Source organism: Allokutzneria albata, assembly GCF_900103775.1.
Classification (GTDB): Bacteria; Actinomycetota; Actinomycetes; order Mycobacteriales; family Pseudonocardiaceae; genus Allokutzneria; species Allokutzneria albata.
Genome location: NZ_LT629701.1, coordinates 4,773,170 through 4,787,829, shown reverse-complemented (window position 1 = coordinate 4,787,829; position 14,660 = coordinate 4,773,170). Strand labels below are relative to the sequence as shown.

General features: G+C 71.4%; 15 protein-coding genes. 9 read left to right on the top strand and 6 right to left on the bottom strand.

The window, feature by feature from the left end; genetic code table 11:
* Positions 1-4: 4 nt before the first annotated feature.
* The gene (locus BLT28_RS21360; protein ID WP_030428989.1) at positions 5-526 is read right to left on the bottom strand and encodes a hypothetical protein; all 522 of its coding nucleotides are present in this window, start codon (positions 524-526) and stop codon (positions 5-7) included.
* Between the two features lie 223 nt (positions 527-749).
* Here BLT28_RS21360 and BLT28_RS21355 point away from each other — a divergent pair, with 223 nt between their 5' ends.
* Entirely contained in the window at positions 750-1,043 is a 294-nt protein-coding gene (locus BLT28_RS21355) for a hypothetical protein (RefSeq protein WP_030428990.1), read from the top strand.
* Positions 1,044-1,093: 50 nt separating this feature from the next.
* Entirely contained in the window at positions 1,094-1,840 is a 747-nt protein-coding gene (locus BLT28_RS21350) for an alpha/beta hydrolase (RefSeq protein ID WP_030428991.1), read from the top strand.
* On the opposite strand, the gene BLT28_RS21345 is transcribed toward BLT28_RS21350, so the two are convergent.
* On the bottom strand, positions 1,819-2,322 hold the full coding sequence (locus tag BLT28_RS21345; RefSeq protein ID WP_231950371.1) for a GNAT family N-acetyltransferase: 504 nt from the start codon (positions 2,320-2,322) through the stop codon (positions 1,819-1,821). The two genes, BLT28_RS21350 and BLT28_RS21345, sit on opposite strands and share 22 nt — an antisense overlap.
* Positions 2,319-2,852: an AAA family ATPase gene (locus BLT28_RS21340; RefSeq protein WP_231950370.1), complete on the bottom strand. Its 534-nt coding sequence runs from the start codon at positions 2,850-2,852 to the stop codon at positions 2,319-2,321. The genes BLT28_RS21345 and BLT28_RS21340 overlap by 4 nt, the downstream gene beginning before the upstream one ends.
* 19 nt (positions 2,853-2,871) lie before the next feature.
* Here BLT28_RS21340 and BLT28_RS21335 point away from each other — a divergent pair, with 19 nt between their 5' ends.
* A complete protein-coding gene (locus BLT28_RS21335; protein WP_030428994.1) occupies positions 2,872-3,630 on the top strand; it encodes an alpha/beta fold hydrolase in 759 nt (252 codons plus the stop codon).
* A 17-nt stretch (positions 3,631-3,647) separates the two neighbouring features.
* On the opposite strand, the gene BLT28_RS42705 is transcribed toward BLT28_RS21335, so the two are convergent.
* The gene (locus BLT28_RS42705) at positions 3,648-5,330 is read right to left on the bottom strand and encodes a coiled-coil domain-containing protein (protein WP_063766545.1); all 1,683 of its coding nucleotides are present in this window, start codon (positions 5,328-5,330) and stop codon (positions 3,648-3,650) included.
* 100 nt (positions 5,331-5,430) lie between these two features.
* A complete protein-coding gene (gene ccrA / locus BLT28_RS21325) occupies positions 5,431-6,804 on the bottom strand; it encodes a crotonyl-CoA carboxylase/reductase (protein WP_052407180.1) in 1,374 nt (457 codons plus the stop codon).
* A 220-nt stretch (positions 6,805-7,024) separates the two neighbouring features.
* Between ccrA and BLT28_RS21320 the strand changes: the two genes are divergently transcribed.
* The 3 genes from BLT28_RS21320 to BLT28_RS21310 all read left to right on the top strand — a co-directional run bounded on the left by BLT28_RS21320 (position 7,025) and on the right by BLT28_RS21310 (position 10,460).
* Complete coding sequence (locus tag BLT28_RS21320; RefSeq protein WP_030428997.1) at positions 7,025-7,384, top strand: SPW repeat domain-containing protein; 360 nt, start codon at positions 7,025-7,027, stop codon at positions 7,382-7,384.
* 109 nt (positions 7,385-7,493) lie between these two features.
* The gene (locus BLT28_RS21315; protein ID WP_030428998.1) at positions 7,494-8,045 is read left to right on the top strand and encodes a TetR/AcrR family transcriptional regulator; all 552 of its coding nucleotides are present in this window, start codon (positions 7,494-7,496) and stop codon (positions 8,043-8,045) included.
* A 72-nt stretch (positions 8,046-8,117) separates the two neighbouring features.
* Positions 8,118-10,460 carry a penicillin acylase family protein gene (locus BLT28_RS21310; RefSeq protein ID WP_030428999.1) on the top strand — a complete coding sequence of 781 codons (2,343 nt, stop codon included), beginning with the start codon at positions 8,118-8,120 and terminating at the stop codon, positions 10,458-10,460.
* Between the two features lie 89 nt (positions 10,461-10,549).
* Here the strand turns inward: BLT28_RS21310 and mce are convergent, their stop codons facing one another.
* Positions 10,550-10,996 carry a methylmalonyl-CoA epimerase gene (gene mce, locus BLT28_RS21305; protein ID WP_030429000.1) on the bottom strand — a complete coding sequence of 149 codons (447 nt, stop codon included), beginning with the start codon at positions 10,994-10,996 and terminating at the stop codon, positions 10,550-10,552.
* A gap of 121 nt (positions 10,997-11,117) precedes the next feature.
* Here mce and BLT28_RS21300 point away from each other — a divergent pair, with 121 nt between their 5' ends.
* The 3 genes from BLT28_RS21300 (at position 11,118) to BLT28_RS21290 (ending at position 14,659) form a co-directional block, all read left to right on the top strand.
* Positions 11,118-12,308, top strand: a complete 1,191-nt coding sequence (locus tag BLT28_RS21300) for an acetyl-CoA C-acetyltransferase (RefSeq protein ID WP_030429001.1) — start codon at positions 11,118-11,120, stop codon at positions 12,306-12,308.
* A 9-nt stretch (positions 12,309-12,317) separates the two neighbouring features.
* Complete coding sequence (meaB, locus tag BLT28_RS21295) at positions 12,318-13,286, top strand: methylmalonyl Co-A mutase-associated GTPase MeaB (RefSeq protein ID WP_030429002.1); 969 nt, start codon at positions 12,318-12,320, stop codon at positions 13,284-13,286.
* A gap of 116 nt (positions 13,287-13,402) precedes the next feature.
* On the top strand, positions 13,403-14,659 hold the full coding sequence (locus BLT28_RS21290) for a DNRLRE domain-containing protein (RefSeq protein WP_030429003.1): 1,257 nt from the start codon (positions 13,403-13,405) through the stop codon (positions 14,657-14,659).
* The last annotated feature ends 1 nt before the right edge of the window (position 14,660 follow it).

The window sequence follows — 14,660 nt, the reverse complement described above, 5'->3', positions numbered from 1 at the left end:
CACGTTAGAACATCGAACGCAGCTTGTAGTCGCCCTGTGTCGTGGTGAAGAACGGCACGGTGCTGGTGCACGGCAGGGTGCTCTGCTCGAAGCCGCCGGTCGCCCAGCTCCAGCCGATGCGGTCGCCGTGCCTGCCGCGGTCGGCGACCGAGAGGCCCACGCGCTTGCCGATCACGGTGGTGCCCGGCGGCAGGCCCGGCAGCGACTCGCGCTCGACGATCCCGGTCACCACGGCCTGCCCGTGCGCGGAGATCAGGCAGTCGACCTTGCCGGAGAACTCCGCGAACGCCTTGCCGTCCGGCTTGGTGTGCAGCACGTGGAAAGTGCCGCCGACCTTGCCCGGCGAGCCCTTCGCGTCCACCGCGAACCGCACCGGGTCCCCGGCGAGCGGGCCGAACATCTCGCCGAGCTTGCCGCCCGCCGCACCGGTCAGGCTGCCCTCCGGCTCGGTGGGCGTCGCGGTGGCGGCGCTCGCGCTCACCACGGACGCCAGCATGATCGCGAGCGCACCTGCGACGATCTTCATCTTTCGCTCCCCCTCGGGTTGTCGGTGAGACCAACCCTGCTCCGAAGCCCCCGGTGACGGCTCCCACCAGCGAACCAACTCCCTCCCCCGCGCGAGCTAGGCCGCGTCGCCGGAAAGCCCACGTACAACACCGGTGCGTGGTCTTCCGCCGTCTTGCCAGGAACGACCTCGATCCCGACCCTCATCGAACGAGACACCCGGAACACGGCCTAGGGTCTTCGCCGTGCCTCGCCACAACCGTCGCGACAAGCGCCCTGACCGCGGTCTCGGCGGCGGCGTCGGCTGGGCGCGCACGGAGAGCGGCCCGGACGGGGACTGGCTCGTGCGCAACGTCGCGGGTTCGCAGGCGACCAAGCACTACCGCTGCCCCGGCTGCGATCACGAGATCGTCCCGGGAACGCCGCACGTCGTGGCCTGGCCCGCCGACGAGCACGGGTCGAGCGCGGATCGCAGGCACTGGCACAACGGCTGCTGGTCGGCGAGGAGCCGGAGGGGACCGACCAGGCGCTGGTCGTGACGCTCGTCGCCCCCGCACTACGCCGGTCGAGTGGCAAAATCGGGGCCGAGATGACTACTGAGATCCGGGCGAACACCGTCCTCCCCGCGCGCCGCGAGTCGATCACCCTGCACACCGCGGACGGGCTGAACCTGATCGGCGAGCTGTCCCTGCCGCCGGAGGGGGAGCCCAAGGCGACCCTCGTGCTGCTGCACCCCCTGCCGACGCACGGCGGGATGATGGACTCGCACCTGTACCGGAAGGCGGCGTGGCGACTGCCCGCGCTGGCCGGGGTCGCGGTCCTGCGGTTCAACACCCGCGGCACGGCGAGCGAGGCCGGGCGCAGCGAGGGCGAGTTCGACAACGGCGACGGCGAGCGGTTCGACGTGGCCGCCGCGCTGGAGTACGCCGAGTTCCACGACCTGCCGAACGTGTGGCTGGTCGGCTGGTCCTTCGGCACCGACCTGGCGCTGGTGCACGGCTGCGACCCGCTCGTGCGGGGGCTGTTCCTGATCTCCCCGCCGCTGCGCTGGAGCAAGCCGGAGCACCTGGAGACCTGGGCGAAGTCGGGCAAGCCGGTGTACTGCCTGGTGCCCGAGCACGACGACAACCTCCAGCCGGAGGAGGCCGGGCGGCGCTTCGCCGCGATCCCGCAGGCGAAGGTCATCCCGGTCGCGGGCGGCAAGCACCTGCTGGTCGGCTACGCCGAGGAGGCGCTGGACCAGCTCGTCGCCGCGGTCGTGCCGGACGTGCCGACCCCGCTGCCGCGCACCTGGGACGGCCCGTCCACGACGCATCAGGTCACGATCGTCTCCTGAGCGCCGTAGACCACGGCAGGAGCGCCTTCGAGCACGGTCTCGCGCAGCAACGTGAAGCCGATCTTCTCCGCCACCCGGATCGCGGGGGCGTTGTCGGACTTCGTGAAGATCAGCACGGGTTCGGGGCGGTGCTCCCGCGCCCAGTCCACGACGGCGCGCGCCATCTCCGGGGCGTAGCCCTTGCCCCACGCCGACGGGCGGAAGCGGTAGTACAGGTTCAGCACCGGCTCGTCCTCGAAGACGTGCGTGCGCAGGCCGCCGAAACCGACGACGAAGCCGGAGGGCTCGGTGATCGCGCAGTAGCCGAAGCCGTGCACCGCCCAGTGCGCCAGCCACGACATCAGGTCGCGGGTGGCGCGTGCCTCGTCGGCCGGACCGAGCGGGTTGAACCGGTTCGTCTCCGGATCGGAATGGATCTCCACCATCGCCGTCAGGTCCGCCGCGGTCGGCCTGCGCAGCACCAGGCGGTCCGTGCCGATCACCCGAGCAGGCTCTCCTCGCGGCGCGCCAGGATCTCCGCGACGGTCTCCTCCGGCGTCTGCTCGGAGGTGTCCAGCCACAGGCCGAGGCGCGGGGTCTGCTCGTGCAGGATCTTGTTCAGCGCCGTCACCGCCCACGAGTCGTAGCCGGTCTTGTTCCGCGCCGCCTCGCGCTGGTGCACCGTCTCCGGCGTCGGGGCCAGCACCACCAGGTGCACCTGGCGCCCGCGCAGCACGTCGAGGTAGTCCTTCAGCACGTCGCCGATGATCACGTCCTCTGCCACCGTGGCGAAGCCCGCGTCCTGGAACGACATCGCCAGCGTCGCCGCCTGGCGGTAGCGCAGCAGCAGCTGGCCGAGCGCGTCCTCGGACGGATCCGGGCTCATGTCCACGCGGCCGGAGCGCACCATCTCGCGGACCAGGTCGCCCTCCACGAACGCGCTCTTCGGGAACGAGTCCGCGAGCATGCGGCCGATGGTCGTCTTACCGCTCGCGGAGATACCGGTGAGCACGAACAGTGGGGTCTCAGTCACGCGGGCAGGATAGGCAGGCATGAGCACCGACGACACCGAAATTCGCCCCGCGGTGGTGCTGCTGCACGCGTTCCCGCTGGACTCGCGCATGTGGGACGCGGTCCGCGCACCGCTGGAAGCACGCTTCACCGTGATCACCCCCGACCAGCGCGGCCTCGGCGCGAGGCCGCTGGGCACCGCGCCCGTGCCGAGCCTGGACGTCGTGGCCGCGGACGTGCTGGCCCAGATCGAGGCGCTGGGGCTGGAGCGGGTGGTCCTCGGCGGGATCTCGATGGGCGGCTACGTGGCGATGGCCCTGCTGCGCCAAGCCCCCGAGCTGGTCGAGAAGCTGGTCCTCGTCGACACCAAGGCCGTCGCCGACAACCACCAGCAGCGCGCCGGGCGCCTCGCGATGGCCGAACGCGTCGAGGCCGAGGGCACCGGCTGGCTCGCCGACGCGGTCCTCGACGGGTTGCTGGGCGCGAGCACGCACGCCAAGCGACCCGACGCCGTGCGCGCCACGCGGTCGTTGATCGACGCGCAGTCCGCGGAGGGCGTCGCCTGGGCGCAGCGGGCCATGGCCGCCCGGCCGGACTCCACGGACGTGCTGCGCGACCTCGACGTACCGACGTTGATCGTCGTGGGGGAGCAGGACAAGCTCACCCCGCCGACCGCGGCCCAGGAGATGTTCGACCTGCTGCCCGACGCCGAACTCGTGCTCGTGCCGGGATGCGGTCACCTGCCACCCATCGAGCGCCCGGCCGAGTTCGCCGGGGTCCTCCTCGACTGGCTCACCTGACCGGGCTACGAACGACGTCAGCGCTGGCGCTGTGGGGGCTTGCCCGAGGACTTCTGCTGCTGTTGCTTCTGCTGCTGCTTCGGGGGTTGCTGCCGTGGCGGGTGCTGCTGCGGCTTGTGCTGCTGTTGCTGGTTCTGCAGCACCTGGGTCTGCTGTTGCTGCGGCGGGCGCTGCTGTTGCTGCTGGCCCATGCGGTTGGTCGGTGCCTCCATCGCGGGCATCGGCCGCTTGAACTGCTGCGTCGGCTGGTCCAGCGGCGGTGCGGTGCCGGACGGCTTGGCCGGTGACGGCGGCACGCCCTGCGCGGGCGGCTGCTGTTTCGGCGGCTGAGGAGCCTGCGGTGCCTGGGGCGGCTGCTGCTTGCCCTGCGGCGGCAGGGCGGGCTTGGCGAGCACGTCCTGCTCGTCCTCGGCCTGGTCCAGGATCGGCTTGGCCTCGGCGAAGGCCGTGTGCACCGAGTCCAGCTCGCCACCGACCCCGCTGAGCACCGAACCGAGTTCCGTCTGGCTCTTGCCGGTCGCCGACTCCAGCTCCGTGTCCAGGTCGGTGCGCATCGTCTCCAGCCGGGAGACCAGCTCCGTGCGCGCCGCCTCCAGCTGCGTCTTGAGCTGGGCGCGGGCCTTCTCCAGCCGCGACTTCAGCTCCGTGCGCAGCGTGTCGAGCCTGGACTCCATCTCCTTGAGCTGCCCGGCCACCTTCACCCGCAGCTCGCGCAGCTCCTGAACGCGCTTGGTCGCGTACTCCACCCGGCGGGTCGACTCCTCGGTCGCCTCGCGGACCAGGCGCTGCGCCTCGGCCGTCGCCTCGCGGACACGGCGCGCGGACTCCTCGGTGGCCTCGCGGATGCGCTTGGCCGCCTCGTCGACCGCCTCGGTGCGGCGGCGCTTGGCTTCCTCGGTGGCCTCGAAGAGCCTGCGGCTGCTCTCGTCGGTCGCCTCGCGGACCAGGCGCTGCGCCTCCGCGGTCGCCTCGGCGACGCGGCGCTTGGCGTCCTCGGTCGCGTCGAGGACGCGCTTGTTCGCCTCCTCGGTGGCCTCGCGGACCCGGCGGTCGGCCTCGGCCTTGCTGGCCGCCTCCGTCTCGGCGAGCGCGTGCATGGCCTCGGCGCGACGCGAGGCCATGGCGATCTCGAAGTCCTCCTCGACCTGCTTGCGCTTGGCCGCGGACGCCGCGTCGGCCTCCTGCCGCGCCTGCTCGGCCACGTCGGTGATCCGCTTGGCCTCGGCGCGCGCGGTGTCGAGCACGTTCTGGTGCTCGGCCTCCATCTCCGCGCGCCGGTTGTCCAGCTCGGTGATCAGCTGCTCGTAGCGGACGCGCAGCGCGGCGGAGTCCTTCTCCGCCTTCGCCTTGATCTCCCGGCCCTCGGCCTCGGCGCGCGCCCGCGTCTCGCTCGCCTCGTCCTGGGCCAGGCGGAGCATTCGTTGCAGCCGTTCGCTGAGGCCCTCGAGGGTGGTCGGCGGCTTGGACAGCCGGTCGACCTGACCCTTGAGGTCCTCGATCTCCGAACGCGCCTTTTCCAGCTGGCGCGCGAGATCGGCCGCCTGGGAGACGGCGGCGTCGCGGTCCGCGGCGAGGATGCGCAGGTCCGAGTCGAGCCGTTCGAGGTGCTCCTCCACCTGGGCGCGGTTGTAGCCACCGCGCTTCACGATGTCGAAGCCTGACCCCAGCGGCACGAGCTCGCGGTCATCGGCAAGGCCCATGGGTTCACGCTACCCGTACTCGGGAGAAAACTTCAGACCCCACGGGCGTGTGCCCGGCGAATGTCGCGACTGTCCACTGTGATCAGTCACGGGAAAGCGTTCACACGCCCCGGAATCGGTTGATCGCCTCGGCGTGCCGGTCCCGGAACTCGGGATCGCGCACGCCCAGGCCCTCCTCCGGCGCCAGGCACAGCACGCCGACCTTGCCCTGGTGGGCGTTGCGGTGGACGTCGTGGGCGGCCTGGCCGGTCTCCTCCAGCGGGTAGACCTTGGACAGCGTGGGGTGCACGGCGCCCTTGGCGATCAGTCGGTTGGCCTCCCACGCCTCGCGGTAGTTCGCGAAGTGCGAGCCGACGATCCGCTTCAGGTGCATCCACAGGTACCGGTTGTCGTAGCTGTGGTTGAAGCCGGAGGTGGAGGCGCAGGTCACGATGGTGCCGCCGCGCTTGGCCACGTAGACGCTGGCGCCGAAGGTCTCCCGGCCGGGGTGCTCGAAGACGATGTCCGGGTCGTCGCCGCCGGTCAGTTCGCGGATCTTGGCGCCGAAGCGCTTCCACTCGCGCTGGTCCTGCTCGTGCTCGTCCTTCCAGAACCGGTAGCCCTCGGCGGCGCGGTCGATGACCAGCTCGGCGCCCATCTTGCGGCAGATCTCGGCCTTCTCCGGGCTGGAGACCACGCACACCGGGGTGGCGCCGCCGTTGAGCGCGAACTGCGTCGCGTAGGAGCCGAGGCCGCCGGAGGCGCCCCAGATCAGCACGACGTCGCCCTGCTTCATGTCCGCGCCGTTGCGCGAGACGAGCTGGCGGTAGGCGGTGGAGTTGACCAGGCCCGGGCTGGCGGCCTCCTCCCAGCTGAGGTGCTTCGGCTTGGGCATCAGCTGGTTGGCCTTGACCAGCGCCAGCTCGGCCAGCCCGCCGAAGTTGGTCTCGAAGCCCCAGATCCGCTGCTCCGGGTCGAGCATGGTGTCGCTGTGCCCGTCTGGGTGCTCCAGCTCCACGTTGAGGCAGTGCGCGACCACCTCGTCGCCGGGCTTCCACGCGTTCACGCCGGGGCCGGTCCGCAGCACCACACCCGCCAGGTCGGAGCCGACCACGTGGTAGGGCAGGTCGTGCCGCGCGTTCAGCTCCGATGTGCGCCCGTAGCGCTCCAGGAAGCCGAAGGTGGACAGCGGCTCGAAGATCGAGGTCCACACGGTGTTGTAGTTGATCGCGCTGGCCATCACGGCCACCAGCGCCTCGCCCGGGCCCAGCTCCGGCGTCGGCACCTCGTCCACGTGCAGCGAGCGGCGCGGGTCCTTGTCCCGGCTCTCCAGCCCCGCGAACATGTCCTGCTCGCTCTTGCGCACCGTGACGCCGCGATAGCTGTCCGGCACCGGAAGGGACGCCAGCGCGTCGAGCTCGTCGGCGAGGATCGCGTCGAGGATCTTCTGCACGGCAGACCTCCATGTGATCGGTTGCACATCAACGGTGTTCATATCCGCAGGTGGGCCGGAGGTTACTGGCCGGTAATCGATCCAGCGGCCCGGCTGTGAGGCACCGCACTCCGATTCCCCCGATTGTCGGGCGGCCAACCGTTCCCGGCATTCTTGACCGGGCGGCCAACCAAGCGGATCATCGGTGGTGGGCGCCCGGACGCGGCAGGGCGTGCGGGCGCCGGAGTTCGACGCGGTACTGACGCGGTACGGAGGTGGCGTGATGGCCAAAGCGTGGACTCGCTGGCAGGACTGGGCGGCCGTGGTGCTCGGCGTGGTGCTGATGCTGACCCCCGCGTGGTCCGAGACGACCGACCGGGCCATGTGGACGATGATCGTTTTCGGCGCCCTGCTCGGTCTTGCCGGTCTCTGGTCCCTCGCGATGCCGGGTTCGGTGGCGAGCGAGTGGACGCACGTGGTGATCGGGGCACTGGTCTTCATCGCCCCGTGGGCCATGGGATACGCGGACATGATGGGCGCGGCGTGGACCTCGTGGATCGTGGGCGTGCTGGCCGTCGCGGTGGGCGCGGCGGCGCTCCCCGAAGCCAACGCCGCCCATCGCGGGCTCGCCGGATCGCACTGACCCGGCCTTGTCGTGGCGCGGGCGGCACACGGCCGCCCGCGCCTCCTTGTGCCAGGGCGGTCGGCTGCCGCGCCCCGACCGGAGTGCGGACGATGAGCGGGGACGGTGGATGTCGGCCAAGGAACGGATTCTCGACGCGGCGGAGCAGCTGTTCGCCGAGCTGGGCTTCGACGCCACACCCACGTCGCGCATCGCCGAGCTGGCCGGCGTGCCCAAGGGGTTGGTCCACTACTACTTCCGCCGCAAGCCGGATCTCCTCGCCGCGTTGGTGCGCCGCCTGCCGGAGGACTCGGTCGACCCCGCCGACGTCGTGGTGCCCGGTGACGTCGAGCTGAGCCTGCGCCGCCTCGTGGCCGCCCTCGACGAGCGGCTGGACTCCTCGCCGTTGCTGAGCCACCTGCTGTGGCGCGAGTCGGACACCCACGACGCGGTGCGCGAGGCCATGCACGGGCGCTTCGACCGAATGGTGCAGGAGATCCGGGACGTTCTGGCCGCGGTCTGCCCGGGTGCCGCGGATGTGGACAGCGCGGCCGAACTGCTCGGTCTCGCGGTCAGCTACCGCCACTCCGTCGCCAGGCACACTCCGGACTGGTCAGAGCGCGCGAACCGGATGGAGCGGGAGGTCGCCTTCATCGCCCGGGCGTTGCGCGCCGAGGTTTGAATTCCTTTTGCGGGCTTCTTGGCAGGTCGTCGCAAGGCTATGAAGTCTGTGCGCTCTGCCGAGGGAGGCTGTATGCGGGCTTTGTTCCTGGCCGTGGCGGTGCTCGTCTCCGCGGTCGCGGTTCCCGCGCGAGCGGCCACACCGCAGACCTACGCCGTGCGCGGGCTCGACCAGCCCGTGCGCATGGTGGTCGACAAGTGGGGCGTGCCGCACATCTACGCGCTGAACACCGACGACCTCTTCCTCGCACAGGGCTTCAACGCCGCGCGCGATCGTCTGTTCCAGATGGACCTGTGGCGCAAGCGCGGTCTCGGGCAGCTCGCGGAGTCCTTCGGGCGCGCGTGGGTGGAGCAGGACCGTGCGTCGCGGATGCTGTTGTACCGCGGAGACATGGAGCGCGAGTGGGCCTCCTACGGTCCGCGGGCGAAGCAGATCATCACCAAGTTCGTGAACGGCATCAACGCCTACGTCGACTGGGTCGACCAGAACCCGCAGGCGCTGCCGGAGGAGTTCCGCAAGCTCGGCCACAAGCCCGCGCGGTGGGCGCCGGAGGACGTGGTGCGCATCCGCAGCCACGGCCTGGTCCGCAACCTCTACAGCGAGATCATGCGCGCGATGACCGCCTGCCTCGCCGGCCTCGACGCGGACCGAGTGCGCGTGAAGCTGCAACCGGACTGGACCACGAAGATCCCAGACGGCCTGGACGCGTGCGCGGTCACGGAGAACGCGGGCGACGTGATCAACACCTACCGGCTCGGCACGCAGGCGGTCACGTTCAAGGGACAGAAGCTGGAGCTCAACGCGGCCGAGCAGCAGGAGGGCAGCAACAACTGGGTGATCGGCGCGAAGAAGTCGGCGACCGGGCGGCCCGTGCTGGCCAACGACCCGCACCGGGTGCTGCCCGCGCCGTCCGGGCGCTACGTCCAGCACCTGTCCGCGCCCGGGCTCGACGTGATCGGCGCCGGTGAGCCGATCCTGCCCGGGGTGTCGACCGGCCACAACGGCACGGCGGCGTTCGGCCTGACGATCTTCTCGATCGACCAGGAGGACCTCTACGTCGAGCAGCTGGACCCGGCGAACCACGGCCGCTACCGCTTCAAGGACGCCTGGGAGCCGGTGCGCACGGTCAAGGAGAGGATCGCGGTCAAGGGCGAGGCGGCCCGCGAGGTCGACCTGACCTTCACCCGGCACGGCGTCGTGCTGCACACCGATGAGGCTCGCCACCAGTCCTACGCGCTGCGCAGCGTGTGGTTCGAGCCCGGCACCTCGCCGTACCTCGGCAGCCTGAAGTACATGGGGGTCAGGAACCTCGCGCAGTTCCGCGAGGTCATGCGGAACTGGGGCGGACCGCCGGAGAACCAGGTCTACGCCGACACCAGGGGCGACATCGCCTGGCTGCCCGGCGGGATGGCGCCGAAGCGCCCGGCCTTCGACGGCCTGCTGCCGGTGCCCGGCGACGGCCGCTACGAGTGGGAGGGCTACTACGACGGCGAGCAGCTGCCGCGCTCGGTGAACCCGGCGAAGGGCTTCCTGGCCACGGCCAACGAGGAGAACCTGCCGGAGGACTACCCGCGAGACCGCAAGCTCGGCTACGAGTGGGCCGATCCGTTCCGTTCCCAGCGCATCCACGAAGTGCTTGGCGGCAAAGAGAAACTGACTATCCAGGACTCCGAGGGGCTGCAGAACGACCAGCTCTCCGTCGTGGCCCGCCGGATCACCGCGGTGCTCAAGGACGTCACGACGACCGATCCGGTCGCGGCCAAGGCGCTCCAGTCGCTGCACGGGTGGAACCACGTGCTGGAGGCGAAGTCCGGTCCGGCCGCGCTGTACGAGGTGTGGCGCGTGAAGCACCTCGGCGCCGCGGTGATCGCCGCGACCGTGCCCGCGCTCGCGCAGCTGGGCCAGGCGCCGGACCCGGAGGTGGTGCTCGACGTGATCGAGCACCCGGAGCGGTGGCTCGGCCAGGACGCCAAGGCGAAGCGGGACAAGCTCGTCGTGGACACGCTCGCCGCGGCCTGGCGCGACGTGGAGAAGCGCCTCGGCGCGGACCCGGCCGCCTGGCAGTGGGGGACGCTGCACCAGACCCTGTTCCAGCACCCGCTGTCCGGGCAGCTGCCCGGCGTCGACGTGGGCCCGTTCCCGCGCGGCGGCTCGGCGGACACCCCGGACGCGGCGTCCTACGGCGCGGACTTCCGGCAGACCGGCGGCGCGTCGTTCCGGATGGTGCTGGACGTGGGCAACTGGGACGCCTCCCGCGCGATCAACACGCCGGGCCAGTCCGGTGACCCGGCGAGCAAGCACTACCGCGACCTGGCTCCGTTGTGGCACAAGGGCGAGTACTTCCCGCTGCTGTACTCGCGAGCGGCCGTCGAACGCAACGCGAGCCAAGTGATCCTGCTGCTGCCCCGCCGCTGACCGCGTTCCTTATGCAGGTCGAGCCGAACGGTTGACGACCGGACGACGCGGAGCGGGCCGAAGACCCGCTCGCGGGATCGAGCAGCGCCTCAGTGGCCCTCGGCGGGTTGGACCAGTTCGATCAGCACGCCGCCGCCGTCCTTGGGGTGGACGAAGTTGACCCGGCTGTCCGAGGTGCCGCGCTTGGGGGCCTCGTAGACCAGCCGCACGCCCTTGGCCTTCAGCGCCGAGCACGCCGCGTCGATGTCGCTGACCCGGTACGCCAGCTGCTGGAGCCCGGGACCGCGCTTGTCCAGGAACTTCGCGATCGTGGACTCGGGGTTCAGCGGGGCCAGCAGCTGCACGGCGGTGCCGACGCCGGTGTCGCCGGGCGCGCGCATCATCGCCTCGCGCACGCCCTGTTCCTCGTTGGTCTCCTCGTGCGCCAGCTCCAGGCCGAAGGTGTCGCGGTAGAAGGCCACGGCGACGTCGAGGTCCGGAACGGCGACGCCGACGTGGTCGATCGCCGTGACGAAGGACTGCAGCTCCGAATGCATGGTGGGAGGGTAGGGCCCATCGGGTGGCTGCGCCTGTGCCTCGCCTCACAAACTTCTGCATCGAGTACCGGCGGTATGGTCCGCTCGGAGAAAGTCGGAGCACCGTCGCTGGAGGTTCTACGTGTCTGGATCCGTGATCGTCGCGGGCGCCCGCACCCCGATGGGCCGGCTTCTGGGGTCGCTCAAGGACTTCTCCGGGGCACAGCTCGGCGGCGTCGCCATCAAGGCCGCGCTGGAGCGCGCGGGCGTCGCGCCGGAGCAGGTGCAGTACGTGATCATGGGCCAGGTGCTCACCGCGGGCGCGGGCCAGATCCCCGCCCGCCAGGCCGCGGTCGCCGGTGGCATCCCGATGAACGTGCCCGCGCTGACCGTCAACAAGGTCTGCCTGTCGGGCATCGACGCCATCGCACTGGCCGACCAGCTGATCCGCGCCGGGGAGTTCGACATCGTCGTCGCGGGCGGCCAGGAGTCGATGACCCAGGCCCCGCACCTGCTGCCGAAGTCGCGCTCCGGCTACAAGTTCGGCGACGTGACCATGTCCGACCACATGTCGCTGGACGGCCTGTTCTGCGCCTTCGACCAGGTCGCCATGGGCGCGTCCACCGAGAAGCACAACGCGCGCTACAACCTCACCCGCGCCGAGCAGGACGAGTTCGCCGCCCGCTCGCACCAGCGCGCCGCCGCCGCTGCCGAGAAGGGGATCTTCGACGAGGAGATCGCCCCGGTGTCGGTGCCGCAGCGCAAGGGCGAGCCGATCGTGGTCAGCTCCGACGAGGGCGTGCGCGGGGACACCACCGTGCAGACGCTGGCCAAGCTGCGCCCCGCCTTCGCCGCCGACGGCACGATCACCGCGGGCTCGGCGTCGCAGATCTCCGACGGCGCCGCCGCGGTCGTGGTGATGAGCAAGGCCAAGGCCGAGGAGCTGGGCCTGAGCTGGATCGCCGAGATCGGCGCGCACGGCGTGGTCGCCGGGCCGGACGCGAGCCTGCACGAGCAGCCGTCCAACGCGATCAAGGCGGCCTGCGCCAAGGAGGGCATCGACCCGGCCGAGCTGGACCTGGTCGAGATCAACGAGGCCTTCGCCGCGGTCGGCGTCGTCTCCGCCCGCGAGCTGGGCCTGGCCGAGGACAAGGTCAACGTCAACGGCGGCGCCATCGCGCTCGGCCACCCGATCGGCATGTCCGGCGCGCGCATCCTGCTGCACCTGGCCCTGGAGCTGAAGCGCCGCGGTGGTGGCGTCGGTGCCGCCGCGCTGTGCGGTGGCGGCGGCCAGGGCGACGCGCTGATCGTCCGGGTTCCGAAGGCGCAGTGATCGAGCAGAGTGCCCCGCTCCGTTGACATCGGCGATCTGGTCTCGCGCGCCCGCGAAGGCCAGGCGCGGGCGGTCGCGCGGCTGATCTCCCTGGTGGAGGACGCGAGTCCGCACTTGAGGGAGGTCGCCGCCGCGCTCACGCCGTACACCGGCCGAGCACGGGTCGTCGGCCTCACCGGCTCACCCGGTGTCGGCAAGTCGACCACGACCTCCGCGCTCGTGGGCGCGCTGCGCGGGCGCGGGCACCGGGTCGGGGTCCTGGCGATCGACCCGTCCTCGCCGTTCTCCGGCGGCGCGCTGCTGGGCGACCGGGTCCGCATGGGCGAGCACGCGCTGGACCCCGAGGTGTTCATCCGTTCCATGGCCACGCGCGGCCACCTCGGCGGGCTGTCCTGGGCGACACCGCAGGCGCTGCGGGTGCTGGACGCGGCGGGCTGCGACGTCGTGCTGATCGAGACGGTCGGCGTCGGGCAGTCCGAGATCGACGTGGTCGCGCTCGCGGACACCACGATCGTGCTGCTCGCGCCCGGCATGGGCGACGGCATCCAGGCCGCGAAGGCGGGCATCCTGGAGATCGGCGACGTGTTCGTGGTGAACAAGGCCGACCGTGACGGCGCCGACCGCGCCGTCCGCGAGCTGAAGCACATGATCTCGTTGGGGCGCAAGGAGATCCAGGGCGCGATGTGGCGTCAGCCGGTCCTCAAGACGGTCGCGGCGCGTGCCGAGGGCGTCGGCGAGGTGGCCTCGGCGATCGACGCGCACCACGACTGGATGGCCGCCCACGGGGTGCTGGAACAGCGTCGCCGCAAGCGCGCCGAGAGCGAGATCGAGGCGATCGCCGTGGCAGCGCTGCGCTCGCGCTTCGGCGACGTTCGGGGCGGAACCGCCTTGGCGCAGCTGGCCGAGCGCGTCGTGGCCGCGGAGATCGACCCCTTCGCCGCCGCCGACGAACTGGTGGCGTCGCTGGACTCCGCGTGATGTGAGTCCTGGCGTTTGCCCAAGGTCTGTTACGCCGTATCGGGTACTAACCCTTGACGCACTCCCGTCGTTAGGTTCTGTGGTGGGCACATTTCCGACCCGGACGGAATCACCGAATGACTGTGTTGCGGGGCAAGGGTTTCCTGGCGATCGCGACCGTCGTGCTGATGTGTGCGTGCACATCCGCGGCGGCCGCCTCCACCAGCGCCGCGGAGCGGACGGCACTGCTGGAGGCACGGCGATCGGGGCATCCGGTCGAACTGACCGAGGCCACGGACGCCCGGTCCCGCACCGTCGCCGAACCCGGCGGCATCCTCACCACCACCCGATCCGTGCACCCGGAGCGCGTGCGCACCCCGGAGGGCTGGGTCCCGGTCGACACCACGCTGCGCCCGGCGGCGGACGGCGTGGCGCCAGGCGCGACGACGACCGGGATCCGGCTCTCCGGCGGCGGGGACCAACCGCTGCTGCGGCTGGCCGACACCGGTCGCAGTGCCGCGGTGCGCTGGCCCGGCCCGCTGCCGAAGCCGGAGCTGGACGGGAACACGGCCCGCTACCGCCAGGCCGCCCCGGGTGTGGACGTGATCGCTCGCGTCCGCGCCGACGGGGTGCGGCTGACGGTCGAGGCGGCGTCGGCGGGTCCACTGCGCTTCGCGCTGGACACCGCGGGTGTCGCGGTCCTGGATCGGGACGGCGCACTGGAGTTCGTGGACGGCGCGGGGCAAGCGCTGTTCGCGGCCGGGACGCCGTTGGTGAGGGTGCCCCGGGGCGGCGATGAGGCGCGGAGGCCCGGTCGCTACGCCGTGACGCCGGGAGCCGCGGAGGTGCGCCTCCCGGACGGCACGTCCGGGCCGGTCGCGGTCGAGCTGTCGTTCACGGGCGGCAACCCGAACTGGACGATGGTCGACTCGGGCTTCGCGAAGGTGTCCTACTGGAACTCCGCGGGCCCGGCGAAGGTGGGCACCTACGACGCGGGCGAGCACCGGCTGCGGTCGTTCTTCGTCTTCGACACCAGGGGCCTGGCGGGGCGGGAGATCGTCTCCGCCTCGGTGACCGGCATGGCGAACTGGTCGTGGTCGTGCGTGCCCCAGCCCGTCGAGCTGTGGCGCACCGGGCCGGTCGGCAAGGCCACGACGTGGGAGAAGCAGCCGGAGTGGCTGACCAAGCTGTCGACGGTGTCGGTGGCCAAGGGCTACAACGCCACGTGCCCGGCGGGTCCGGTCACCTTCGACGTGACCCCGCTGATCAAGGAGGCTGCCGTGCAGGGGCCGGCCGCGGTCACCGTGGGGCTGCGCGCGGCGGACGAGGCGGACAACCACCAGTGGAAGCGCTTCGAGAACAACCCGGTCCTGAGCGTGCGGCTGCGGCAGTGAG

Bases quoted from the DNA above. Each gene is read 5' to 3' on its own strand.
- BLT28_RS21360 (WP_030428989.1), bottom strand. From the start codon at position 526: ATGAAGATCGTCGCAGGTGCGCTCGCGATCATGCTGGCGTCCGTGGTG.
- BLT28_RS21350 (WP_030428991.1), top strand. From the start codon at position 1,094: ATGACTACTGAGATCCGGGCGAACACCGTCCTCCCCGCGCGCCGCGAG.
- BLT28_RS21335 (WP_030428994.1), top strand. From the start codon at position 2,872: ATGAGCACCGACGACACCGAAATTCGCCCCGCGGTGGTGCTGCTGCAC.
- BLT28_RS42705 (WP_063766545.1), bottom strand. From the start codon at position 5,330: ATGGGCCTTGCCGATGACCGCGAGCTCGTGCCGCTGGGGTCAGGCTTC.
- ccrA (WP_052407180.1), bottom strand. From the start codon at position 6,804: ATGAACACCGTTGATGTGCAACCGATCACATGGAGGTCTGCCGTGCAG.
- BLT28_RS21320 (WP_030428997.1), top strand. From the start codon at position 7,025: ATGGCCAAAGCGTGGACTCGCTGGCAGGACTGGGCGGCCGTGGTGCTC.
- BLT28_RS21315 (WP_030428998.1), top strand. From the start codon at position 7,494: ATGTCGGCCAAGGAACGGATTCTCGACGCGGCGGAGCAGCTGTTCGCC.
- BLT28_RS21310 (WP_030428999.1), top strand. From the start codon at position 8,118: ATGCGGGCTTTGTTCCTGGCCGTGGCGGTGCTCGTCTCCGCGGTCGCG.
- mce (WP_030429000.1), bottom strand. From the start codon at position 10,996: ATGCATTCGGAGCTGCAGTCCTTCGTCACGGCGATCGACCACGTCGGC.
- BLT28_RS21290 (WP_030429003.1), top strand. From the start codon at position 13,403: ATGACTGTGTTGCGGGGCAAGGGTTTCCTGGCGATCGCGACCGTCGTG.